Genomic DNA, 24,531 nt, shown 5'->3' with positions numbered 1-24,531 from the left:
ACTGCTCCATCCCGCGTCCGATATATAGTTATAGTATTTTAATTCTACTATTAAGAATTGGTACACCCGAATGGACTCGAACCATCGACCTCTACCATGTCAAGGTAGCGCTCTAACCAGCTGAGCTACGGGTGTATTGCTCGTTAACAATCATTGTTGCTTCGGAACGGACGCTATATTAAGTGCCTTTAAGGGCATGTTGCAAGTAAAAATTTAAATTTTATGTTCAACTGGTGATTTGACGTGCAACATGCCAAAAGATTAACCAAATTTATTGATTAAACATGGGGATGCTCAGCAATCGCTTCAATTTTAACCCCTTTCTTTTGGATATAAATCAAGCGTAAAGCAAATAAAATTGCTGCTACAGTTAATCCTGCGATTAAACCTATCCAAAAACCGTGAGCGCCCATTGCTGGTACAATTAAATCTGTCATAGCTAAAATATAGCCAAGGGTCATACCGACAAACCAGTAGGCGAATAATGTAATATAAAATGCACTGCGAGTATCTTTATAGCCACGTAGAGCACCAGCTGCCACAACTTGAATTGAGTCTGATAATTGGTATAAACCTGCAAGTAACATTAGACTTGCGGCTAAACTCACTACGACTGGGTTTTCATTATATAGTTCTGCAATTTGGTAACGGAATAATACGGTTAGGATTGCAGTACACATAGCCATTAAGAATGATAGAGCTAATCCCACTTTAGTTACTAGTTTAGCCACATCCATTTGATCACGGCCAATGTAGTAGCCAACTCGAATAGAAACGGCAATACCAACGGATAGTGGTAGCATAAATACAATAGAAGAGAAGTTAAGTGCTATTTGATGACCTGCAACAACTGTTGCACCGAGTGGCGCAAGGATCAGTGCAATAATCGCAAATAGGCTCACCTCAAAGAATAATGCCATTGCAATAGGGAAGCCTAACTTCAACATTTTAAACATGGTTTTAGGGTGAGGCTTATGAAAAGCCTTAAACATCGCCATTTCTTTAAATTTATGATGGAATTGCATGTATATTGCCATTGCAATAAACATTGCCCAAAATACTAAAGCAGTTGCAATGCCACAACCGGCACCACCCATTGCTGGCACACCGAAGTGTCCGTATATAAAGATATAGTTTGCTGGGATGTTTACCGCTAAACCGACAAAACCGATGATCATGGTTGGCATGGTATATGAAATACCTTCACTACAATTACGTAGTACTTGGTAAAGTACAAAACCAGGTGCTCCCCACAAAATTCCGTGAATATAACCAATCGTTAATTCTTTTAAATGTGGCTCAAGTCCCATCATATCTAAAATATAAGGGCTGACGGCTAAAAATAGCATGACACCTACAGCACCAATTATGGCAATATAAGCCGCTTGGATAACGAGTGGTTGGATTGCTTTGGTATTATTTGCACCATGATGATGTGCAAATAATGGGGTAAAGGCCATCAATAGACCTTGAACGAATAAAATTGCAGGTAACCATAGGCTAGTCCCTATTGCGACTGCAGCCATATCAACAGCACTAACTCGACCAGCCATTACGGTATCGATAAAGCCCATCATTGTTTGGGTGACCTGAGCAATAAGCACAGGTAGAGCTAATTGGATTAGCCTTTTGGCTTGAAAGCCTGAGTGATTCATGGAAAACCTTCAATTATACGAGTGATAAAATGTTTACAGGTATTGTTCAAACCACTTGTAAAGTGGTCGATATTCAGAAAAAAGAGGGCGTTACTACCCTAGCAATCCATATGCCAGCATCATTACGCGAAGGATTAGTCACGGGTGCCAGTGTGGCTAACAATGGTGTTTGCCTGACTGTGACACAGATTGACGATGATAGGGTGTTTTTTGATGTAATGGAAGAGACTTTAGCCGTTACTAACTTAAGTAATTTGGCAGTTTGTGATCAAGTTAATATCGAACGTTCATTAAAGTTTGGTACTGAGATTGGCGGACATATTTTATCTGGCCATATTCAGACGATGGCGACAGTGATTGAGATCAGCTCAAATGACCAACATCACAACCTGAAATTACAAGTTGAACCGCAATGGATGGATTATATTTTCTATAAAGGTTTTATTGGGGTGAATGGTTGCAGTTTGACCGTGGGGCAGTTATCAGACACTGGTTTTATGTTACATCTGATCCCAGAAACGTTACGCATGACTAATCTAGCTGATTATAAAGTGGGGCAGCAGTTCAATATTGAGATTGATAGTCAAACTCAAGTTATTGTTGATACTGTAACGCGTTTAATGGCGAGTAAAGTGAATCAATCTTAGTAGATTTGTTCGTCGTCAGAATCTACGTGTAATTCAATTTTTTTGTGCAGGTCATCCACATGCACTCGCATATGGATGGCATTGCAGCAAATACGGCAATCGTCATAATATTCTTGATCGCCACCACTTGCATCAATATCAATATATTGGTGATGACCGCAATGGGGGCAACTAATCGTATAAAGGCCATCTTTCATGATGAGGCTCCTTGATATCCTGTTGCGCTTCTGCCGCCGTCTACTGCAATAATTTGTCCTGTAATATAACTAGCCGTAGTTAAAAAACTGACTAACTGAGCAATATCTTCGGCTGTTCCGCAACGTTGTAACGGAATTTGATCAATTATTTGCTGTGTTGAAGCTGCAGTAGCTTCATTTGGCCATAATATGGCGCCAGGTGAAATACCATTAACTCTTACAAGTGGTGCCATATCTTGTGCCATTGAAAGGGTTGCCGTCGCAAGGCCTGCCTTAGATATAGAGTATAGTCCATGATCCTTAAGCGGACGTAATGCGTGAATATCGATTAGATTAATGACGCTCCCCATATTCTGAGCTAAGTTATTGAATAGTCCTTGAGTTAGTAGATAAGGTGAGATGAGATTTGTTTGCAGAATTTGCATCATTTGTTGGTGAGTGACATTGCCAAAAGGCGTAGCATAAAAACAAGCTGCATTATTAACGAGAACGGCTAGCGTATCTATGGCATTAACTTGTTTAATTAGCGACATTACTTCGGCTTCGTTAGTAAGGTCAGCTTGAATTGATATAGCAGAGTTTTCCCTAGTTGAATTTAATTCATTACAAAAAGTATCCGCTGCTTGTTTAGATTGACTGTAATGGATAATAATATTGTATCCATCCCTATGTAACTGCTCGGAGATGGCTTTTCCTATGCGCTTTGAGGCACCAGTTATAAGAGCCCATTTGTTTGCTGGCATCAACTTTCCTATCAAATAATTTCAATTACTTATAATGTCATTACATTATAAGTACACTTAAATATGAATTTAGCAATTTTTGAGATCAATAGCTTATCGTTTATTTATTAATATTGATAAATTTTGAATTGAAGGCTTGCAAGCTTACCTTTGTATCCCTAAACTAGTCGCCTCGTTATTGGCACACCAAGACTCTTGTACTGTTTTGCGTCGATAACAGACTCTTTTATTTTATTACCAAGTGGCCCTACGTGTGGGTCACCACTGGATAAGGAATCTTCATGCCTGTAATTACACTTCCTGATGGCAGCAAACGCGAGTTTGACCATGCCGTTTCTACCCTAGATGTTGCTGCTGATATTGGCCCCGGTTTAGCGAAAGCATGTATTGCTGGTCGCGTTAACGGTGAGCTAAAAGACGCTTGTGATTTAATTGAATCAGATGCTGAATTATCAATCATCACAGCTAAAGATGAAGAAGGTGTTGAAATCCTTCGCCACTCTTGTGCACATTTACTTGGTCATGCGATCAAGCAATTATGGCCTCAAACCAAGATGGCAATCGGTCCAGTAATCGATAACGGTTTCTATTATGATATCGATCTTGATCATAAATTGACTCAAGAAGATATTGATGCGCTTGAAAAGCGCATGCTTGAATTAGCTAAAACTAACTACGATGTAGTTAAGAAAGTGGTTAGCTGGCAAGAAGCTCGTGACGCATTTGCTGCTCGTGGTGAAGAGTATAAGATTGCTATTCTTGATGAAAACATTAGCCAAGATTCAACTCCTGCGCTATATCATCACCAAGAATATACAGATATGTGTCGTGGTCCTCATGTTCCTAATATGCGTTTCTGCCAAAACTTCAAGTTGATGAATGTTGCTGGTGCATACTGGCGCGGTAATTCAGACAACAAGATGTTGCAACGTATTTATGGTACTGCTTGGGCTGATAAAAAAGCACTTAAGACTCATTTAGCGCGTCTTGAAGAAGCTGCTAAGCGCGACCATCGTAAAATTGGTAAGCAGTTAGATCTGTACCATATGCAAGAAGAAGCACCAGGAATGGTATTCTGGCATAATGACGGTTGGAGCATTTTCTTAGAACTTGAGAAGTTTATTCGCCAAAAATTAGGCCAATATACTTATCAAGAAGTAAAAGGCCCATTAATGATGGACCGAGTACTTTGGGAACGTTCTGGTCACTGGGATAAATATTCTGAAGCAATGTTTACAACTAACAGTGAAAACCGTGAGTATGCAATTAAGCCGATGAACTGCCCAGGTCATGTGCAGATTTTCAACCAAGGTTTAAAATCTTACCGCGACTTACCATTACGTATGGCTGAGTTTGGTTGTTGCCATCGTAATGAGCCATCAGGTTCTTTACATGGTCTAATGCGTGTACGTGGCTTTACTCAAGATGACGCACATATTTTCTGTACTGAAGAACAGGTACAGCAAGAAGTGAGTTCATGTATCCAAATGGTATATGATACATATGCTTCATTTGGCTTTGAAAATATTGTTGTTAAATTATCAACGCGTCCTGAAAAACGTATTGGTGATGATGCTATGTGGGATCGTGCAGAAGAAGCACTAAAGCAAGCATTAACTAATAATGGTATTGAATTTGAAATATTACCTGGTGAAGGTGCATTCTACGGTCCTAAGATCGAATTTACCCTTCATGACTGTTTAGATCGTGCATGGCAGTGTGGTACTGTTCAGCTCGACTATGCATTACCAGGTCGTTTAGGAGCGACATACGTTGCTGAAGATAATAGCCGTCAAACACCGGTTATGATCCACCGCGCGATTTTGGGCTCATTAGAACGTTTCATGGGTATTCTTATTGAAGAATATGCAGGCAAGTTCCCAACTTGGTTGGCTCCGATGCAAGCTGTTGTCATGAATATTACTGACAAACAGTCTGAATATGTTGAAGAAGTAGTCAAACTCTTCAAAGAACATCAAATTCGTGCATCTAAAGACTTGAGAAATGAGAAAATAGGCTTTAAAATACGTGAACACACTCTAAGACTGTGCCTTATCTTCTGGTCGTTGGTGATCAAGAAATGGAGAATAAGGAAGTTGCGGTGCGTACCCGTGATGGTGTTGATTTAGGCAAGATGAAGTTGGAAGATTTCATGGCCATGATCAAGCAACAGATTTCGCTCCGTAGTCTCAATTTGTTGGAGGATTAAGCTATAAAGTTTAAAAAAGCAGGGCGTCAACCGGCCCCAAACAGAATCAATGACGAAATTACAGGCGTAACTGAAGTTCGTTTAAACGGCGTTGATGGGGAAGCAATTGGTATTGTTTCAGTCCGAGAAGCTCAAAACGTAGCTGATGAAGCAGGTCTTGATCTAGTTGAAATCAGCCCGAATGCTGAGCCTCCTGTTTGTCGCATAATGGACTACGGTAAGTTCCTTTTTGATAAAGCTAAGGCTCAAAAGGAACAAAAGAAGAAGCAAAAACAGATTCAGGTTAAGGAAATAAAATTCCGTCCTGGAACTGACGAAAACGACTATCAGGTAAAACTACGCAACCTGATTCGTTTTCTAGATGACGGTGACAAAGCGAAAGTTACGCTGCGTTTTCGTGGTCGCGAAATGGCACACCAAAGCCTTGGTATGGATCTTTTGAACCGTATTAAAGGTGACTTGGAAGAATTTGCTGTTGTTGAATCTTTCCCGAAAATGGAAGGCCGACAAGCAGTAATGGTGCTCGCGCCGAAAAAGAAATAGTAGGGCAACCCACTAAAAAAGTAGCAAAGGCCTTTTAGGAGGGCTTTGCTCGCCTTACGTTTTATTAATGTCCCAATGCGGAGTTTTAGCAAATGCCTAAAATGAAAACAGACAAGGGTGTAGCGAAGCGTTTTAAGAAAACCGCGAATGGTTTTAAGCGCAAGCAAGCTCATTTACGTCACATTTTGACCAAGAAGAGCACTAAGCGTAAGCGTCACTTACGTGCTAAATGTCTTGTAGCTAAGTCTGATATGCCTGCAATTGCACGTCAGCTACCATACGCATAATTTGAGGAGAAACAAAAATGCCAAGAGTTAAGCGTGGTGTTACAGCTCGTGCTCGTCACAAGAAAGTTTTAAAATTAGCTAAAGGTTATTACGGTGCTCGTTCACGTACTTACCGTGTTGCAGTTCAGGCTGTAACTAAAGCTGGTCAATATGCTTACCGTGACCGTCGTCAGAAGAAACGTCAATTCCGTCAACTTTGGATTGCACGTATCAATGCGGCATCTCGTCAGAATGGCCTATCTTACAGCCGTTTCATTAACGGTCTGAAAAAGGCTTCAATCGAAATCGATCGTAAGATTTTGGCTGACATCGCTGTTTTCGACAAAGTTGTATTCGCAACTTTAGTAGAAAAAGCAAAAGAAGCTTTAAACTAATTTATTAGTTTTAGTGACTTTTAAGAGGGGACCCTAGGGTCCCTTTTTTTGTGGCTGTTATCCGTCCCAATAAGGTTAACAATCTTGATCAACAAGCTGATAGCGAATATTGGCATTATCTTGATTAGGATAATAAACCTCAATAAAACATTGATTTGATGGCGATGGGGTTGAGTCTGCAAAATAGATTAGAAAGTAAGGTAAGCCATTTGCTGAGCCCCCATAATGTTTACTAATCAATAATTCATTATTGAGCCCCGATAGTTCTCTTGCAGAAATAACATATTTGATTAACCCAAAATAACCGATGACATCCTTGATTCCATCTGAATCGGTATCAATATTAAAGGTTGTCGCATTAATTTTATCCTGATCTTGTAATTTTGCCTTAATTTGCACTAATTGGTTGGCCATATGCAAACTGCTTTTAGCGGATAAAAGCATTGCGATTTTTGCTTCTTTTTGAAGATTGATAAACTTAGGGGCTGCAATCACTGCTAATGTACCGATAATGATAATTACAACGACAAGCTCTATAAGGGTAAAGCCAATATTGTTTGACCAAGGTCGGGGAGTTTGATTGTTGTGCACAGCTCTTCCTTGAACATTACTTAAAATAAGAGTCACAGATAAGTAATAACAGAGAGGGCAATAGAGCACAATAATGATGCTGATTTATCAGTATTTTTAATGAGTTAATTATTTGAAGATAGGTTTTAATCTATTTTGATAAGATATAAAAAAACAGCTAGAAGCTAGCTGTTTTTCATGATTATGATGGTAAGACTAAATTGTTATTTGTCAGATAAACTATCTAAATAGCGCTCTGCATCTAGGGCTGCCATACAGCCAGTACCTGCAGAGGTAATTGCTTGACGGTATATTTGATCCATTACGTCACCAGCTGCAAATACACCTTCAATACTGGTCTGAGTCGCGTTACCTTGTAAGCCACTTTGAACTTTAAGGTAGCCGTTGTTCATTTCTAACTGACCTTCAAACATCGCGGTATTTGGGCTGTGGCCAATCGCGATAAATACGCCTGCGACCTCTAAATCACTGATGCTACCATCTTTGGTACTTTTAAGTTTAGCGCCAGTTACACCCATTTGGTCACCAACAACTTCATCAAGCGTTGAGTCTAGATGAAGAATAATGTTGCCATTTTCAGCCTTGTCCATTAAGCGGTTAATTAGAATTTTCTCGCTGCGAAATGAGTCTCGGCGATGGATAACATGGACTTCTGCAGCAATATTACTGAGATAAAGCGCTTCTTCAACAGCAGTATTACCGCCACCAACAACAGCCACTTTTTGGTTACGATAAAAGAAGCCATCACAAGTTGCACATGCTGAAACACCGCGGCCTTTAAATGCTTCTTCAGAAGGTAGACCTAAATATTTAGCTGATGCACCGGTTGTGATGATTAATGCATCACAAGTATATTCTGCATTGTCACCTTTTAAGCGAAATGGGCGCTCAGTTAATGTAACTTCATTGATGTGATCAAAAATAATTTCAGTATCAAACTTTTCAGCATGCTTCTGCATACGTTCCATTAATGCTGGACCCGTTAAGTCTTCTGCATCTCCAGGCCAGTTTTCTACTTCTGTTGTGGTGGTTAACTGTCCACCTTGTTGCATACCAGTAATTAATACTGGTTTTAGGTTTGCACGGGCTGCATAGACTGCTGCGGTGTATCCTGCTGGACCAGAACCTAAAATTAATAACTCACTGTGTTTAACTTGGCTCATATAAACTCCGTGCCATAAAATATTCGTTCGATTTTAGAGAAATTCAATAAATTGGTAAACAATTGAACGGTTAATATTGTCGATAAGGTTAATCGAAAAGAGGGAAGCTAATGCTTCCCTCTAGAAAATATTGATAATGAACAAATTAGCTTAATAAAGATGTGGGTTCAAAAAACTCAAAATCAAGGGCTTCAGCGACTTCTTTACAGGTAATTTTGCCATGTATCACGTTTAGACCGTTAAGAAGGTGTTTATCTTGCATAAGCGCCTTTCTGTAACCTTGGTCAGCAATCTTAATGATGTAAGGTAAAGTGACATTGTTAAGCGCAAAAGTTGATGTACGAGCAACTGCGCCAGGCATATTGGCAACACAGTAATGCACAACATCATCGACAATATAGGTTGGATCTTGATGGGTAGTCGCCTTAGAGGTCTCAACACAGCCACCTTGATCGATAGCGACATCTACAATAGCGCTACCTGGTTTCATTTTCGAGATGTGTTCATGGGTGACAAGTTTAGGCGCAGCTGCGCCAGGGATTAATACGCCGCCAATCACTAGGTCAGCGTCAATTACGTGTCTATCAATTGCATCCGCGGTTGAATAAATTGCTTTCACACGCGAACCAAATTGCATATTGATACGACGCAATGCATCAATACTTCTGTCTAAGACAATGACATCAGCACCTAAGCCTACAGCCATTTGTGCGGCATTAGTGCCTACCATACCACCCCCAATAATGGTGACTTTAGCAGGCTCCACGCCAGGTACACCACCGAGCAACATACCACTGCCACCGCGGGATTTTTCTAATGCCATTGCTCCTGCTTGAATTGACATGCGGCCTGCTACTTCTGACATAGGTGCCAGCAAGGGAAGGCCGCCGCGATCATCCGTTACTGTTTCATAAGCAATACAAACTGCGCCGCTTTTGACAAGGTCGATGGTTTGAGCTGGATCGGGGGCTAAATGAAGATAAGTAAATAGAATTTGGTCTTCGCGTAACATTGCACGTTCTATTGCTTGCGGTTCTTTTACTTTAACAATCATTTCAGACTGTTCAAAAATTTCACATGCTGTAGCTAAAATTGTTGCGCCAGCGTTAATGTAATCTTGATCGCTAAAACCGATACCCATTCCTGCTTGAGTTTCGATTAAAACTTGATGATTGCGTAATGTTAACTCATTAACGCTTGCTGGCACCATTCCAACTCGATACTCATGATTTTTGATTTCCTTGGGTACGCCTATAATCATTATTTGAGCCTCATTTGTGATAAACCGCTATTTTTAGTGTTTTAGTTAATATTTTGTGTAACTCGAACGTGCTTGTTTCAGAGAAATCTAGTATAGTATCGCCTCGGCAGTTAATGCTGCTGAAGTTTTAATAATGAAAGAATAATATATCGTATTTCTCTAAAATATTGGTTGATAATATGTTACATAATAAAAAGAGTCCTGCAAAAGACTTGGATCGTATCGATCGCAACATCTTAAACGAATTACAAATTGATGGCCGTATCTCTAACGTTGAACTTTCAAAACGCGTTGGATTAAGCCCTACACCATGCTTAGAACGTGTAAAAAGATTAGAAAAGCAAGGGTATATTAATGGTTATACTGCGCTTGTTAATCCTCATTTTTTAGGTGCTTCATTATTAGTTTTTGTTGAAATCACCTTAAATCGTGATACTCCTGAGATTTTTGATAAATTTAACCGTGCAGTACAATTACTTGATGATATTCAAGAGTGTCATTTAGTCTCTGGTGATTTTGATTATCTATTAAAAACTCGTGTATCAGACATGTCTGCTTATCGACGTTTGCTCGGTGAAACTTTACTTAAATTACCATCTATTTCAGATACTCGTACCTATGTAGTGATGGAAGAAGTGAAGCAAACTAATCGTGTTGCTGTATCAATGTCTGTTGAAGCTTAATCATATAGTACAGTTTTTGTATAAATAAGGGACACTTGTCCCTTATTTGCTATCTAGTCGTTAATACTCTTGTCTATCATATGTTAAGCATCTAATCATTTGATGCTATTTCGCTGCAAAATCCGTTTTGTTCTGGTATCTTAGCCATACTGTTTTGTATTTAGTGGTGGTAGGTTTTCTTTTGTCTCAGGAAAATAATGTTAAAACGCTAAGTGGTCTACAACGCTTACTCGAAGGAGGCCTTATCCTTTGTTGTATGCTATCTGCATATATTTTATTAGCACTTAGTAGTTTTCATCCGTCAGATCCCGGTTGGAGCCAATCAAACTATCAAGGAACGATAGAAAACATTACTGGAGCAGTTGGCGCTTGGATCGCTGACGTATTGTTGTATTGTTTTGGATTTACGGCCTATCTTGTTCCTTTCATTGTAGCGCTTACTGGTTGGATGCTATTTAAGCGTGCCCATAAATTATTACAGATAGATTATTTTTCTGTTGGTTTGCGCTTAGTTGGTTTCTTATTAATTGTACTTAGTTTAGCTGCATTAGCGAGCATGAATGCTAATGATATATATGAGTTTTCAGCTGGCGGGGTAGCGGGGGAAGTTATAGCCAGTGCGATGCTACCGTACTTTAATCAGTTAGGCACAACCTTATTGCTACTCTGTTTTGTTTGTGCGGGCTTTACTTTAATGACCGGTATTAGCTGGATTACTGTGGTTGAAGTAACAGGTTTTTGTACTATCTGGTGTATTAATGCGATTCGTAATATTCCGAATAAATTTAGCCGTCAAAATGATGATACCGAAGATACCAAAGGATTTATGAATGTGGTTGAGCGTTTTCGAGAGAAACGTCAACATCATCAAACCTTAACTGAAGACTTTGTGCCTGTTAGCGAATTTAATATTGATGAGCACCTTGCTAGTAACCAAGCCGCCCAATCTATTGATGTTAATGAAGCACATCATTTTGGTGATGTACCACCACAAACGACTGATAATCGTGTTGAGCCATTACTGGATATTCCATTTGAACAGGAAGCTAAAGTAGAGCCTACATTCGAGCAACCACAAGCTAGAGTGAATGAGTTTGAAGATAATGTTGTTGCAATGCCTCAACATCAAGTAGAGGCCGAACGTCATTCAGAAGTTTATTCGGCGCAAGAGCAAGAACATCAGCCTGTTGCTATAACTCAGCAACAAAATACAGCGGCAGTAATTGAATCGGTACCTGTTAAAGCTGCGACTGATAATAAAGCTAAGATTGTGGATGGGGTGGTGATTTTACCGGGTCATCAAGAACTTCCTGTTAAACCAACGGATCCATTACCTAATATCAATCTACTTGACGTACCAAATCGAAAGGCCAATCCAATTACACAAGAAGAATTGGATCAAGTTGCTCGATTAGTTGAAATAAAATTAAACGATTTCAACATTGTAGCGAAAGTCGTTAACGTTCTACCTGGCCCTGTAATCACTCGTTTTGAACTTGAATTAGCACCAGGCGTAAAAGCGTCTAAAATTACTAACCTTTCAAAGGATTTAGCGCGTTCACTATTATCTGAAAGTGTGCGTGTTGTTGAGGTGATTCCCGGTAAGCCTTATGTTGGTCTTGAACTACCTAATAAATTCCGTGAAACGGTATTTATGCGGGATGTATTAGACAGTGAAGTGTTTAATGACAGTCCATCGAAATTATCTATGGTATTAGGTTCAGATATTTCAGGTGAGCCTGTTGTCGTCGATTTAGGCAAGATGCCTCATTTATTAGTTGCGGGTACGACTGGTTCTGGTAAATCTGTTGGTGTGAACGTCATGATCACCAGCTTATTGTATAAATCGGGACCAGAAGATGTTCGGTTTATCATGATTGACCCTAAAATGTTGGAACTCTCTGTTTATGAAGGTATCCCACATTTGTTATGTGAAGTTGTGACCGATATGAAAGAAGCGTCTAATGCACTTCGTTGGTGTGTGGGCGAGATGGAACGTCGTTATAAATTGATGTCAGCATTGGGTGTTCGTAATCTTAAAGGTTACAATGCCAAAATTGCTGCAGCAAAAGCCGCTGGTGAGCCTGTACTTGATCCATTATGGAAATCATCGGAGAGTATGCTAGAAGAGGCGCCGGAACTTGATAAGTTACCGTCTATCGTGGTTATTGTTGATGAGTTCGCCGACATGATGATGATTGTCGGTAAAAAAGTAGAAGAGCTTATTGCCCGTATTGCCCAAAAAGCGCGTGCGGCGGGTATTCATTTAATCTTGGCTACTCAGCGTCCATCGGTTGATGTCATTACCGGTTTAATTAAAGCGAATATTCCAACACGTATTGCATTCCAAGTGTCGTCACGTATTGATTCACGTACTATTCTTGATCAGCAAGGTGCTGAGACCCTATTGGGGATGGGCGATATGCTTTATTTACCGCCAGGAACAAGTGTGCCTAGCCGTGTACACGGTGCCTTTATCGATGATCATGAAGTACATGCTGTAGTTGCGGATTGGTGTGCTCGTGGCAAGCCACAATATCTCGATGAAATTTTACAAGGTGGTGCGGAAGGGGAACAAGTACTACTACCTGGTGAAGTGGCTGAGTCAGACGAAGATACTGATGCATTATATGATGAAGCGGTTGCTTTTGTGACTGAAACACGGCGTGGATCAATTTCAAGTGTGCAACGTAAATTTAAGATTGGTTATAACCGTGCAGCACGAATTATTGAATCGATGGAAGCTCAAGGTGTCGTGAGTGCGCAAGGACATAATGGTAATCGTGAGGTATTAGCACCTCCACCTCCAAGAAGTTTTAATTAAATTACATTTAAAGGAATAAGCATGAAAACAGTATTAAAAGCGGTGCTTGTTTGTATTCCAGTGCTATACAGTGGTTTTAGTATGGCTGATGATTCTGCAGCACTAAAACAACAATTAACCAAAATTGATGGTTTAAAAGCTGAGTTTAGTCAAACGGTAACAGATTTAAACGATAAAGTGATTCAACAAGGGAAAGGCGATTTTGCGCTGGCTTATCCAAATCAACTTTATTGGCATTTAACTGAGCCAGATGAGTCTCTAATTGTGGCAGATGGTAAAAATTTATGGGTTTATAATCCTTTTGCCGAAGAAGTCACCTTAATGAATGTTGATCAAGCAATTAAAGCATCTCCTATTGCATTACTGGTGCACAGAGATGACAAAACCTGGTCACAATATGTCGTCAGTAAAATAGATAACTGTTATAAAGTAAAACCTAAAGCGACTGATGCTGGCGTTGTCGGTGTTAAACTTTGCTTTAAAGACAATCTTCTTACACAGTTTTCATTGGATGATAATCAGGGCAATCACAGTTTATTTACCTTGAAAGATCAGCATGCGTTAACTCAAGCTGATCATAAGGTATTTAACTTTAAAGTTCCTGAAAATGTTGATGTGGATGATCAACGTGCACCTGCGGTTGAGTAATAGTGTCAAGTTTAAGTTTTGATTTTGCTCCAGATTTTCGTCCTTTAGCGGCCCGCATGCGGCCGCAAACTATCGAACAATATATTGGACAAGCCCACTTGTTAGGCGTGGGCAAGCCCTTACGTAAAGCACTTGAGTTAGGTCGTGCTCACTCGATGTTGTTTTGGGGCCCGCCAGGTACAGGTAAAACGACCTTAGCTGAATTAATTGCAAATTATGCTAATGCACACGTTGAGCGTATTTCTGCAGTAACCTCAGGGGTAAAAGAGATACGTAGTGCGATTGAGCAAGCAAAGAATATTGCCCAATCAAGGGGACAGCGTACTTTATTATTTGTTGATGAAGTACATCGTTTTAATAAGAGTCAACAAGATGCATTTTTGCCTTTTATTGAAGATGGTACCGTCATTTTTATCGGTGCTACCACAGAAAACCCTTCATTCGAGATCAATAATGCATTATTGTCTCGTGCCCGTGTTTATCTGATCAAAAAGCTTGAAGACAGTGAAATTGAACTGATTATTGAGCAAGCTTTGACTGATGTTGAACGTGGTTTAGGTAAACGTCGTTTAGTTATGCCAGATGATGTGCGTCAACAGCTTGCAAAGTTATGTGATGGTGACGCTCGTAAAGCATTAAACCTGCTCGAATTGATGAGTGATATGCGCGGTGAGGGCGAAGCCTTTACTCAAGATGATTTGTTGCAAGTTGCAGGTCATCAGATTGCTGGTTTTGATAAAAATGGTGACCAATATTACGACTTAATTTCAGCCGTTCATAAATCCATTCGTGGCTCCTCTCCAGATGCAGCATTGTATTGGTATTGCAGAATGCTTGAAGGTGGTTGTGATCCGCTATATATTGCCAGACGTTTATTAGCCATTGCTTCTGAAGATGTGGGTAATGCCGACCCGAATGCAATGACTGTTGCGTTAAATGCATGGGAGTGTTTCCATCGTATCGGGCCAGCAGAAGGTGAACGAGCAATTGCTCAAGCCATTTTGTATTTGGCTAGCGCACCTAAGAGTAATGCCGTCTATACTGCATTTAGCGCGGCAAGACTTGCAGCTAGAGAAAGCGCTAACGAGCCTGTTCCAATTCATTTGCGCAATGCGCCGACTAAACTCATGCAAGAAATCGGTTTCGGTGAAGGATATCGTTATGCTCATGATGAGCCCAACGCCTATGCCAATGGAGAGTGTTACTTTCCTGCCGCTTTGAAAGATAGTCGTTTTTACTTTCCCACTGAACGTGGTTTCGAAAAGCGTATTAAAGATAAACTTGAGCAACTAGCGCTGCTCGATGCACGTAGTGAGATCCAAAGATATGATGAATAATATACTGTTTGTAGCCCTCGGCGGTTCAATTGGCGCCGTTTTTCGCTACCTAATTTCAATTTTAATGATCCAGATACTTGGCAGCAGTTTTCCATTTGGTACACTGACAGTTAATATCCTTGGTTCGTTTATTATGGGCGTTGTTTACGCTCTTGGTGAACTGAGCCATATTAGTCCTGATATTAAAGCGCTAGTTGGTGTCGGACTATTAGGGGCTTTAACCACGTTTTCAACCTTTTCAAACGAAACCTTGCTGTTGATGCAAGATGGCGCTTGGTTGAAAGCTGGCTTGAATGTGGTGTTGAACATAAGTATCTGTTTATTTATGGTGTACTTAGGTCAACAACTGGTTTTTTCTCGCGTTTAACTATTAAGAATACAATAAGATGTTAGATCCTAAATTTCTAAGAAATGAATTAGAAGCAACGGCAGAACGCCTTGCAAACCGTGGTTTCATCCTAGATGTTGATCACCTAACTAAATTAGAAGAGAAGCGTAAGTCGCTACAAGTGTCGACTGAAGAGCTTCAAGCGCAGCGAAATGCCATCTCCAAATCGATCGGTCAAGCTAAGGCACGTGGTGAAGATATCGCTCCAATTATGGCGCAAGTAGGTGATTTAGGTTCTCAACTAGAACAGCAAAAGCAAGAGCTTGCTGCGCTTTTAGAGGAACTTAATGGCATTGCTATGAGCATCCCTAACTTACCTGACGAGTCTGTACCTAATGGTGCTGATGAGAATGACAACGTTGAAGTTCGTCGTTGGGGTACGCCACGTGAATTTGATTTTGAAGTAAAAGATCATGTTGATCTAGGTGAATCAGTTCAAGGTTTAGATTTCAAAAATGCAGTTAAGATTACTGGTTCACGCTTTATCGTGATGAAAGGCCAGATTGCTCGTATGCACCGTGCACTTGCACAGTTTATGCTAGATCTGCATACCACTGAACATGGTTACACTGAAGCTTACGTGCCATTATTGGTTAACGAGGCAAGTTTAATGGGTACTGGCCAGTTACCTAAGTTTGGTGAAGATTTATTCCACACCAAACCAGCGACTGAAGAAGGTCAAGGCTTAAGCTTAATTCCTACTGCAGAAGTTCCATTAACTAACTTAGCTCGCGATACTATTTATGAAGGTAATGAATTACCACTTAAATTAACCGCGCATACAGCTTGTTTCCGTAGTGAAGCTGGTTCGTATGGCCGTGACACTCGTGGTCTTATTCGTCAGCATCAATTTGATAAAGTTGAATTAGTACAGTTAGTGAAGCCTGAAACTTCAATGCAAGCATTAGAAGAGCTAACTGCTTGTGCTGAAAAAGTGCTACAGAAGCTTGAACTTCCATATCGTACAGTTGTACTTTGTACTGGTGACATGGGCTTTGGCTCAAGCAAAACATACGATATTGAAGTATGGTTACCAGCGCAAAATACTTACCGTGAGATCTCTTCATGCAGTAACATGAAAGACTTCCAAGCACGTCGTATGCAAGCTCGTTTCCGTAACGATCAAGGTAAGCCTGAATTATTACATACATTAAATGGTTCTGGTTTGGCTGTAGGTCGTACTCTAGTTGCCGTGCTAGAAAACTACCAGAATGCAGATGGGTCTATTACTGTTCCTGAAGTATTACGTCCATATATGGGTGGTTTAGAAGTTATCGCATAACTGATTTAAACACTAATGAAAAAGCCGTTTCAATTGAAATAATGCCGATCGTTTAAGAATACTTGAACGATCTTGCAGATGATTGATAATCCCTACCAGTATTCTGGTGGGGATTTTTTTATGTTTGCGCAAGAGCTTGAGTTGGTTCATGAGTCTGTTGAAGAAAGTGGGTCCTATGATTCTGTAATGAAAGCTATCGATTCAGAATGGATAGAACATTCATTGCTTGCATCAAATAAGGCCAGTATCCGTAATCGCCGTTTACCTGCACAGCAGGCGGTCTGGCTTGTTCTCTGGATGGGACTAATTCGTAACCAGTCCATTAAAGAAGTTTGCAGTTCAATGGATATCGCTCTTCAGTCAGATGATAGCATTTGGTCCCATGTCGCACCAAGCGTTTTGACTGATTGTCGTCGTCGGTTAGGCGAAGCGCCGATGTCATACTTATTTAAATCCACGGTTTCAGCTTGGCTTAAACAAGCTTTAGGAAAAAATAATGACTTAGGCTGACGACCCTTGCAGTTGATGGAACTGTATTTCGTTGCCAAGACTCTGAAGAGAATGCACAAGAGTTTGGTTTTATTTCAAAAATACACAAACCCTATCCTCAACTTCGATTAGTTAGCCTTATTTCGACCGAGACCAGAATGGTATTGGGTGCAGCCTTTGATGGCTGCCACATAGGGGAAGTTACACTCGCTCAACATTTGATTCAAGATGCTCCTGATAACTCCTTAACACTATTTGACCGTTGTTATTTCTCCGCTGATTTACTGTTGAATTGGGAAGGTTCAGGGAAACAGCGGCACTGGTTAACACCAGTCAAATCGAAGATGCGCTATGAGGTAGTCGAAGAGTTTGCAAATAATGATTTGCTTATTGAGATGCCCATTTCACAGCAAGCTAGAAAGAAAAACCCTGAGTTACCTGAAATGTGGCAAGCCCGTTTTGTCGCTTATCAAAAGCCTAGAGGTGAAATAAAAGGCTTTATCACCTCATTGATTGACCCCGTTAAATATCCGCTGGACAAGCTGCTAGATATCTACTGGCAACGCTGGGAGATAGAAGAAGGATATGGTGAGCTTAAACAAACTCAATTGCAAAGTAAGGTGACGTTACGGGGTCGATTTTCTGAAGGTGTTAGGCAAGAACTATGGGGAGTACTAATCGCTTACAATCTTGTTCGCTTAGAAATGACAGCGATAGCAAAGGAAGCCAATATTTCTCCGACTCGTATAAGTTTTACCGCAGCGATAAGCTTGATAGATACACAATTGAGGTGGCTTGCTTTATCACCTGATGGGAAATTGCCTGTTAAGCTGAAACAAATGCGAGCAGATATAAAGCACTTTATCCTTCCAGATAAAAGAAAGCACCGAACGTATCCACGCTCAGTGCTCTATATCCCTAGCCGTTATCCGCTTAAATATAAGCAATAATGCTTATCCGAATAGCATTAGTTTCAATTGAAACGGCTTTTTTTATGTTTAAACGTCTTAGCTATATACACTTAGCAGGCTTAGGTAAGCCAGCAATTTTAGTGGCTTGTTTAGCTGGGCCTTCAGGGAATAAGGTATAAAGATATTTAGAATTACCTTTTTCAGCGCCCAAACTTTGACCAATAGCCTTAACTAATACTCGAATAGCAGGACTAGTATTATATTCGAGATAGAATTCTCGAACAAAATTAACTACTTCCCAATGAGCTGGCGTTAATTCAATATTTTCTTTAGCGGCTATTAATGGTGCCATATCGGTTAGCCATTGAGTATGATTCTTTAAATAGCCTTGTTGGTCTAATTCAATTTGTTGACCATTAAATTCGAGAGTATTTACCAATTGATTACCTTATTGTGGCTGATGGTAAGCGCCACAAAATCTTCATAACTGATCATGTCGTATTGCATTAATGCATTAGCTAAGCCTCTGGCATTAACATCATCTTGTAATAAATAAAGTGTAGTATTTGAAAGTTGTTGCTTAATTTGTGGGCTAAGTAAGCTATTAATGCCATCACCAAGCAGTAGCAAGCTATCCTGTTCACGCATAAAGCGTAAGCATAATGCAAGTCGATTACCTTTAGCGGGGGAAGTTTGGATTGTATGTAAAATCATTAGAATACCAATACCTCATCAGCATCCGCTAACTTCTGTTGTATAGCGTGGTCATTAATTAATTCAACATCAATCAATAAATCTTGTTGGTTTAATTGTAATAGTGCCAAATCTTGTTGGCATACAAAGATATCTTCAACATCATATAAAGGTAATACTTTGAAGGTGGCAATATAGTCGCGATTTCCCGTTAACATGGGTTGCTGATCTTTTAAAAGGTTCAAGATGCCTTCATCTATAAAAATGAGGCTGACTTGTTGATCAAAACTGGCACTTAACATGGCAAAATCTAATCCTTCACGGCCATGAGGGGTGCTGTGAGGACTGCGTGTAAATAATACGGTTATCTTTTTCATATTAAAAACTCACCAACCTTTGTGCAGTCTCTATACCTGTCACTAATTCTCCCAAACCGGCATTACTAAATGGTGCTTCACTGTTCCATTGACTTAGGTTTAGCTCTTTAGCGTCTGTTTCGGCTAATACCCCTCGGCGCATTGCTGCAGCTACGCAGTTAATCAGCGGGATTTGATGGGTAGTTGCCAGTTCACGCCAGGCTTTTGCGAGATCAAATTCATCGCTTGCAGGTGCGTGTAACATATTGGCATTGAGCACGCCATCTTGATAAAAGAAGACTTTTTCTACTTGATGCCCAGCAGATAAACAGGCTTGAGTAAAACGATATGCATGATAGCTCGATTGAGATCCATATGCAGGCCCGTTAACTTGGATAATAAATGTATGCATAGCAAAAAAAATGGCCTCATTAATGAGACCATTTTAACTTATTTAAACCGGACTTGCATAATATTAGTCATCGTTGCTAATACCAAGTAAGTTTAAGATAGCAATAAATAAGTTTAAGAAATCAAGGTAAAGCGATACCGTTGCACGGATGTAGTTAGTTTCACCACCATTCACGATACGGCTAGTATCAAATAAGATAAAGCCTGTCATTAGTAAAGCTACTGCAGCATTAATTGCCATGAATGCAATGCTATTACCTACAAACATGTTAATAAGGGCTGAAACAATCACAACCACTAAACCTGCGACTAAGAAACCACGCATAAATGAGAAGTCTTTCTTAGTGGTAACCACATATGCTGATAATGTAATGAATACTAATGAGGTTAGACCTAGTGCCTGCATAATGAGTGAAGGACCATTTGCCATACCCACATAATGGTTAAGAATATAACCTAATGAAGCACCTTCCATACCGGTAAAGGCGAAAACCCAAAATAGACCAGCTGAAGTATCTGCTTTACGTAGGGTGACAAAAAGTAAAATTAAACCACCAATCGATAAACCTAAAGATGCCCAACGACCTACACCAACCATCATGCCTACTGCAGCACACGCGGCAGAGAAGGCTAGTGTCATAGCCAATAACATATAGGTGTTCTTTAGTAGCTTATTGGTTTCTAAAGTCGAGAGTTGGCTCGAATATAGAGTTTGCTGTGACATATCATTCTCCGCTGATATCAATAGGACTCAACAATTTGAGTCTAAATAATTAAACTAGTTCCAAGCTTACCGTTAATTACGTTAGTTATCCAATGTAACGTGTTAACAAGTATCATTATTCTAACCATTCACTGTGTAATTTGTCAGTATCACCTAAATATTCTAATACCCATGCAAGTGCGGGAGACATTTTGTCATGATTCCATGCTAAACAACATGGACTATTGGCGCGAGGCAATTCAAGTTGTTTTTCAATTAATGCGCCGGTACGAATAAAAGGGCTGGCTAAATGAGTTGGCATATAACCGATGCCTAAACCTTCAATAAAGCAGTTAATGGCTCTGATCCAATCTGGCACAACAAGCCTACGTTGATTGTCGAGCAACCATGTCATACGTTTCGGAATTTCGCGAGATGTATCCTCAAGGCAAACAGAGGGGTAAGGTCTTAGCTCATCATCAGTTAAGGGTCTATCAATATCGGCAAGCGGGTGATTTTTACTGACTAAGAATGCCCATTCAATTTCGCCCATATCCTTATATTGGTAAACGCCACCAACTGGAATAGCAGTTGTTGCCCCAATTGCGATATCACAACGTCCTGTTGCTAATGCTTCCCATACACCATTGAATACTTCAATTCGGATCATCAATTCCACATCAGTAAAGTGTCTGTAAAAATCAGCAATCAGAACACTAATGCGATCTGCTCGTACAATATTATCTAGTGCAATAGATAAAGCAGGCTGCCAGCCATTTGCTATACGCTGGGTATCGCGCTTTGTTATCTCCATTTGACTTAAGATGCACGTGCCTCTTTTACAAAATGGACGCCAGCAGGTGTTAAACTGACACTACGATGATGGCGCTCAAATAATATCACACCAAGCTGGTCTTCAATCTGTTTTACAGCATAACTAACTGCTGATGGAACTTTATGCAACTTATTTGCCGCTGCGGTAAAACTGCCTACTTGCGCGACAGTATCGATAAGTTGGAGTGAATGCTCTGATAACATGCTAGCCATTCCTTGCTGTGAAAAATTTTGATGACATACTTGAAAAATAAACGTTTTACCTTATTTAATCAAGTCATTAAACTGCCTGCCATTCTGTTTTATCGTTAAGCTGTAACTAATCAAGACTATGTTAAATTTTAAGTATTACTTTTTCCTTTTATACCTAACGCTGTTGAGTATGTTAGGTTTCATTGCAACTGATATGTATCTACCTGCTTTTAAAGCGATCGAAGTGAGTTTAGATGCTACAGCACCGCAAATTGCGATGTCGCTAACTTCGTTTTTAGCAGGTCTTGCTATTGGCCAACTTCTTTATGGTCCATTAGTTAATAAATTTGGTAAACGCGCAGCGTTACTTTTTGGTTTATGCGTATTCGGCTGTGCAAGTTTAGCAATTGCTTATAGTGATTCAGTGATGATGCTAAATATCGCACGTTTCTTCCAAGCGATTGGTGCTTGTGGCGCTGCCGTTATTTGGCAAACGTTAGTGGTAGAGCGTTACGATGCAGAAAAAGCGCAGGGCGTTTTTTCTAATATTATGCCGCTGGTTGCGTTATCTCCTGCATTAGCACCATTACTAGGTGCCGCTATTTTGCAACATTTCGGTTGGAGTGCAATTTTCATCACATTAGTTGCTATCGCTGTATTACTCATGGCAATGACGATCGCATTGGTACCGAAAGAAATTAAGCATAAACAAGATAATGCCACTAAAGTGAGTTATAAGGAATTGTTTTCCAACATGACTTTCCTTGGTAACGTGATTATTTTTGGTGCTTGTTCAGGTGCATTTTTCTCGTACCTAACGGTATGGCCAATTGTAATGGAACAACATGGCTACGCCGCTGCTGAAATTGGCTTAAGTTTTATTCCACAAACAATCATGTTTATTGTCGGTGGTTATGCTAGTAAGTTATTAATTAGCCGTATTGGTGCTAAAAGCAGTTTAACAGTGTTATTAGCATTGTTTGGCTTATGTGTTGTGGCGATTATTCTTGCAACATTAGTGCTTGATGTACAAACGATCTTCCCGCTACTGATTGCTTTCTCTGTACTTGCAGCTGCAAACGGTGCGATTTATCCAATTGTGGTGAATAATGCGTTGCAACAGTTTACTCAAAATGCGACTAAAGCGGCTGGCTTGCAAAACTTTTTACAGATTAGCATAGCGTTTGGAGCTTCTAGTGTTGTAGCTAAGTGGGCTGCTGCTGGTGATGTTGCAATTGGTTGGGGTATTCTAATCTGTGGTGTGGGCGTCTTAATTGGTTATTTTTTAAAAGACGCTAAATGTGGTAATCCATTAGTGACACCAGATAACGCACGAGCTTCATTGCATTCATCAAATAAATAGCGACTAACAAAGCGTTCATAAAAGCTGAATTTATGTAGATAAATTCAGCTTTTTTATATCTATTCTATAAGTGATTCTTGTTTCCCTTCTCATTTTTTACTTTCTCTGTTAATTAGTTATTACTTAATAAGTTATTATTTTTAAATGTAATTTATCATATGTAGCATACTGTAACGGTTTAATTAAATTGATTTGAACATTGTATTAATAAATATTCATTTTACAGTTTTTTATTTGGATTTTGCAGCTAGCTCCTAGTATTGTCGCCGCATAAATTATTATTAAAAATGTACTATGAAGTTCGCTGTTATCCTATTCATTAATTTTATTCTTTCTATTGTTGTTACAACGCTATTTGTTGATGCTGAAGAGGTAAAAACAAAAACATATAAAACTGAAGCCGCAAATAATGTGCTTCGTGTTGTTGCTGATAGTATTGAAAATATGCGCAGTAAGTTAGCGACATTAGATTATTTTGTTCAGCATAACGGCTTTGATGTCGATGATTTTATTGCCATTGCTAAAACCATGATGGTGGATGAATACAGTAAAAGCAACCTGCAACTCGCGCCTAAAGGCGTCGTGACGGCTATATATCCCAATGAATTAAACCCTGCTGCATATATCAATTTATTAACTGATCCACATCGTAAAGAGGCTGCACTCAATGCGATTAAAGTCAATCAATGTTATTCGCAAGGTCCGATTAATTTATTCCAAGGCGGTCAAGGCGTTATTATTCGCTGCCCAGTATTTAGAGACGCTGACGGAAAAAGAGTGTTTAGTGGGTTTGTTAATAGCCTTATTAATTTAGATGAGGTGCTAGCTAATATAGATTTTGCTCACTTGATTGACTCACGATATGACTATTCACTAGAGGTTATTAACGCTAATGGAACTCGGTTTACTGTTATTGATCAAAGTACACAAACGACCTATAACTTTGGTGTAAGTGCTTCTAACATTATTCTTGGTAAACAATGGTTGATGACAATTTACCCTGTAACGAGTTGGATTTCACAGCAGTATCTCTATTTTATGGTGTTGAGTTGCATATTATATAATTTGATCGCATTTGCTATTGTTTGGTTTTTAATTAGGTTGAATCATCATAAGCAGTCTAGTCATTTAGATTATTTAACCCAAACCTATAACAAAAAATACCTGCAAGAGTATTTGGTAAGGTTAATCAGAAAGCGACAAGATTTTTATTTGTTTTATATTGATATAAATGATTTTAAGCCGATCAATGATAACTATGGTCATGATGTAGGCGATAAATTATTGATAGAGTTTAGTCAGCGTTTAATCAAACATGTTTGCAGTACCAATACGCGACTATTCCGAGTCGGTGGTGATGAATTCAATTTGGTTGTGATAAAAGAAGGAATGCCAGATATTGATTATATAATTGAGAGAATGCTCTATGTATGTAATCAAGAGTATTTGATAGATTCACTTTTGATAAAGTCAACGATCAGCTTCGGTTATGCAGTTTATCCTGAAGAATCCTATGACATAAAGTCACTCATGAAGTTAGCCGATGAGCGTATGTACCATTGTAAGCATCAACATAAGTATGATGCACAAGACTTTCAGATTTAAAGCGGCTAGGTAAACAGATGTAGTGTTTATTTAAACATCAAAATATATATGAACAAATTCGATTTGATCATAGTTTGCGCAGTTGATTGTTATTTTGAATATATTTGCTTTACAAGTTTAATTGATAACAGTATTCTTTGCG

The 24,531-nt window shown here is 39.5% G+C and carries 23 protein-coding genes, 1 tRNA gene and 3 pseudogenes; 14 read left to right on the top strand and 13 right to left on the bottom strand.

Annotation, left to right across the window (positions count from 1 at the left end; all coding sequences use genetic code 11):
- Positions 1 to 58: 58 nt before the first annotated feature.
- Together JCM15074_RS19190 and JCM15074_RS19185 are read right to left on the bottom strand one after the other, a co-directional pair.
- Positions 59 to 135 (bottom strand) — tRNA-Val (locus JCM15074_RS19190).
- Positions 136 to 278: 143 nt separating this feature from the next.
- Positions 279 to 1,655 (bottom strand): MATE family efflux transporter, encoded by a 1,377-nt coding sequence (locus tag JCM15074_RS19185; RefSeq protein ID WP_025823434.1) that lies wholly within the window; start codon positions 1,653 to 1,655, stop codon positions 279 to 281.
- A gap of 29 nt (positions 1,656 to 1,684) precedes the next feature.
- On the opposite strand from JCM15074_RS19185, the gene JCM15074_RS19180 reads away from it, so the two are divergent.
- A complete protein-coding gene (locus JCM15074_RS19180) occupies positions 1,685 to 2,302 on the top strand; it encodes a riboflavin synthase (protein ID WP_025823432.1) in 618 nt (205 codons plus the stop codon).
- Here JCM15074_RS19180 and JCM15074_RS19175 read toward each other — a convergent pair.
- Both JCM15074_RS19175 and JCM15074_RS19170 read right to left on the bottom strand, forming a co-directional pair.
- On the bottom strand, positions 2,299 to 2,499 hold the full coding sequence (locus JCM15074_RS19175) for a CPXCG motif-containing cysteine-rich protein (protein WP_025823430.1): 201 nt from the start codon (positions 2,497 to 2,499) through the stop codon (positions 2,299 to 2,301). The two genes, JCM15074_RS19180 and JCM15074_RS19175, sit on opposite strands and share 4 nt — an antisense overlap.
- A complete protein-coding gene (locus tag JCM15074_RS19170; RefSeq protein ID WP_025823428.1) occupies positions 2,496 to 3,242 on the bottom strand; it encodes a pteridine reductase in 747 nt (248 codons plus the stop codon). The genes JCM15074_RS19175 and JCM15074_RS19170 overlap by 4 nt, the downstream gene beginning before the upstream one ends.
- A 281-nt stretch (positions 3,243 to 3,523) precedes the next feature.
- Between JCM15074_RS19170 and thrS the strand changes: the two are divergent.
- From thrS to rplT, 4 genes and pseudogenes are all read left to right on the top strand, one after another.
- A pseudogene (gene thrS / locus JCM15074_RS23145) lies at positions 3,524 to 5,451 on the top strand (threonine--tRNA ligase).
- Between the two features lie 3 nt (positions 5,452 to 5,454).
- On the top strand, positions 5,455 to 5,994 hold the full coding sequence (gene infC, locus JCM15074_RS24120; RefSeq protein ID WP_084267071.1) for a translation initiation factor IF-3: 540 nt from the start codon (positions 5,455 to 5,457) through the stop codon (positions 5,992 to 5,994).
- Between the two features lie 92 nt (positions 5,995 to 6,086).
- A complete protein-coding gene (gene rpmI, locus JCM15074_RS19155; RefSeq protein WP_025823425.1) occupies positions 6,087 to 6,281 on the top strand; it encodes a 50S ribosomal protein L35 in 195 nt (64 codons plus the stop codon).
- Between the two features lie 17 nt (positions 6,282 to 6,298).
- A complete protein-coding gene (gene rplT / locus JCM15074_RS19150) occupies positions 6,299 to 6,655 on the top strand; it encodes a 50S ribosomal protein L20 (protein WP_025823422.1) in 357 nt (118 codons plus the stop codon).
- Between the two features lie 75 nt (positions 6,656 to 6,730).
- Here the strand turns inward: rplT and JCM15074_RS25440 are convergent, their stop codons facing one another.
- The 3 genes from JCM15074_RS25440 to ald all read right to left on the bottom strand — a co-directional run bounded on the left by JCM15074_RS25440 (position 6,731) and on the right by ald (position 9,670).
- Complete coding sequence (locus JCM15074_RS25440) at positions 6,731 to 7,246, bottom strand: type II secretion system protein (RefSeq protein ID WP_025823420.1); 516 nt, start codon at positions 7,244 to 7,246, stop codon at positions 6,731 to 6,733.
- Positions 7,247 to 7,449: 203 nt separating this feature from the next.
- Positions 7,450 to 8,409, bottom strand: a complete 960-nt coding sequence (gene trxB / locus JCM15074_RS19140; protein WP_025823418.1) for a thioredoxin-disulfide reductase — start codon at positions 8,407 to 8,409, stop codon at positions 7,450 to 7,452.
- A gap of 145 nt (positions 8,410 to 8,554) precedes the next feature.
- A complete protein-coding gene (ald, locus tag JCM15074_RS19135; protein WP_025823416.1) occupies positions 8,555 to 9,670 on the bottom strand; it encodes an alanine dehydrogenase in 1,116 nt (371 codons plus the stop codon).
- 179 nt (positions 9,671 to 9,849) lie between these two features.
- Between ald and lrp the strand changes: the two genes are divergently transcribed.
- The 7 genes and pseudogenes from lrp to JCM15074_RS23135 all read left to right on the top strand — a co-directional run bounded on the left by lrp (position 9,850) and on the right by JCM15074_RS23135 (position 18,271).
- Positions 9,850 to 10,353, top strand: a complete 504-nt coding sequence (lrp, locus tag JCM15074_RS19130; RefSeq protein WP_025823414.1) for a leucine-responsive transcriptional regulator Lrp — start codon at positions 9,850 to 9,852, stop codon at positions 10,351 to 10,353.
- A 181-nt stretch (positions 10,354 to 10,534) separates the two neighbouring features.
- Positions 10,535 to 13,177 carry a DNA translocase FtsK gene (locus tag JCM15074_RS19125; protein ID WP_025823411.1) on the top strand — a complete coding sequence of 881 codons (2,643 nt, stop codon included), beginning with the start codon at positions 10,535 to 10,537 and terminating at the stop codon, positions 13,175 to 13,177.
- Positions 13,178 to 13,198: 21 nt separating this feature from the next.
- The gene (lolA, locus tag JCM15074_RS19120) at positions 13,199 to 13,825 is read left to right on the top strand and encodes an outer membrane lipoprotein periplasmic chaperone LolA (protein WP_025823409.1); all 627 of its coding nucleotides are present in this window, start codon (positions 13,199 to 13,201) and stop codon (positions 13,823 to 13,825) included.
- Between the two features lie 2 nt (positions 13,826 to 13,827).
- The gene (locus JCM15074_RS19115) at positions 13,828 to 15,162 is read left to right on the top strand and encodes a replication-associated recombination protein A (protein ID WP_025823407.1); all 1,335 of its coding nucleotides are present in this window, start codon (positions 13,828 to 13,830) and stop codon (positions 15,160 to 15,162) included.
- Entirely contained in the window at positions 15,155 to 15,529 is a 375-nt protein-coding gene (gene crcB / locus JCM15074_RS19110) for a fluoride efflux transporter CrcB (RefSeq protein ID WP_025823405.1), read from the top strand. The genes JCM15074_RS19115 and crcB overlap by 8 nt, the downstream gene beginning before the upstream one ends.
- Positions 15,530 to 15,548: 19 nt before the next feature.
- A complete protein-coding gene (gene serS, locus JCM15074_RS19105) occupies positions 15,549 to 16,832 on the top strand; it encodes a serine--tRNA ligase (protein ID WP_025823404.1) in 1,284 nt (427 codons plus the stop codon).
- A gap of 120 nt (positions 16,833 to 16,952) precedes the next feature.
- Positions 16,953 to 18,271 (top strand): annotated as a pseudogene (locus JCM15074_RS23135) (IS4 family transposase).
- A gap of 61 nt (positions 18,272 to 18,332) precedes the next feature.
- Here the strand turns inward: JCM15074_RS23135 and JCM15074_RS19095 are convergent.
- The 6 genes and pseudogenes from JCM15074_RS19095 to punR all read right to left on the bottom strand — a co-directional run bounded on the left by JCM15074_RS19095 (position 18,333) and on the right by punR (position 21,433).
- Positions 18,333 to 18,671 carry a TusE/DsrC/DsvC family sulfur relay protein gene (locus JCM15074_RS19095; RefSeq protein WP_025823402.1) on the bottom strand — a complete coding sequence of 113 codons (339 nt, stop codon included), beginning with the start codon at positions 18,669 to 18,671 and terminating at the stop codon, positions 18,333 to 18,335.
- Positions 18,665 to 18,946 (bottom strand): sulfurtransferase complex subunit TusB, encoded by a 282-nt coding sequence (tusB, locus tag JCM15074_RS19090; protein ID WP_025823400.1) that lies wholly within the window; start codon positions 18,944 to 18,946, stop codon positions 18,665 to 18,667. Before tusB ends, JCM15074_RS19095 begins: the two co-directional genes overlap by 7 nt.
- On the bottom strand, positions 18,946 to 19,302 hold the full coding sequence (tusC, locus tag JCM15074_RS19085) for a sulfurtransferase complex subunit TusC (RefSeq protein WP_025823398.1): 357 nt from the start codon (positions 19,300 to 19,302) through the stop codon (positions 18,946 to 18,948). The genes tusB and tusC overlap by 1 nt, the downstream gene beginning before the upstream one ends.
- Position 19,303: 1 nt before the next feature.
- Positions 19,304 to 19,693: a sulfurtransferase complex subunit TusD gene (tusD, locus tag JCM15074_RS19080; protein ID WP_025823396.1), complete on the bottom strand. Its 390-nt coding sequence runs from the start codon at positions 19,691 to 19,693 to the stop codon at positions 19,304 to 19,306.
- 63 nt (positions 19,694 to 19,756) lie between these two features.
- Positions 19,757 to 20,416 (bottom strand): Bax inhibitor-1/YccA family protein, encoded by a 660-nt coding sequence (locus JCM15074_RS19075; RefSeq protein ID WP_025823394.1) that lies wholly within the window; start codon positions 20,414 to 20,416, stop codon positions 19,757 to 19,759.
- Positions 20,417 to 20,531: 115 nt separating this feature from the next.
- Positions 20,532 to 21,433 (bottom strand): annotated as a pseudogene (gene punR, locus JCM15074_RS23130) (DNA-binding transcriptional activator PunR).
- Positions 21,434 to 21,560: 127 nt separating this feature from the next.
- Between punR and punC the strand changes: the two are divergent.
- Positions 21,561 to 22,784: a purine nucleoside transporter PunC gene (gene punC, locus JCM15074_RS19065; RefSeq protein ID WP_084267069.1), complete on the top strand. Its 1,224-nt coding sequence runs from the start codon at positions 21,561 to 21,563 to the stop codon at positions 22,782 to 22,784.
- 294 nt (positions 22,785 to 23,078) lie between these two features.
- Positions 23,079 to 24,389, top strand: a complete 1,311-nt coding sequence (locus tag JCM15074_RS19060; RefSeq protein WP_025823390.1) for a sensor domain-containing diguanylate cyclase — start codon at positions 23,079 to 23,081, stop codon at positions 24,387 to 24,389.
- Positions 24,390 to 24,531 lie beyond the last annotated feature (142 nt).

Origin of the sequence: Shewanella marina JCM 15074 (genome assembly GCF_000614975.1) — a bacterium.
Lineage (GTDB): Bacteria > Pseudomonadota > Gammaproteobacteria > Enterobacterales > Shewanellaceae > Shewanella > Shewanella marina.
Note: the sequence above shows the minus strand (reverse complement) of the source record. Positions and strands in the feature narration are given on the sequence as shown.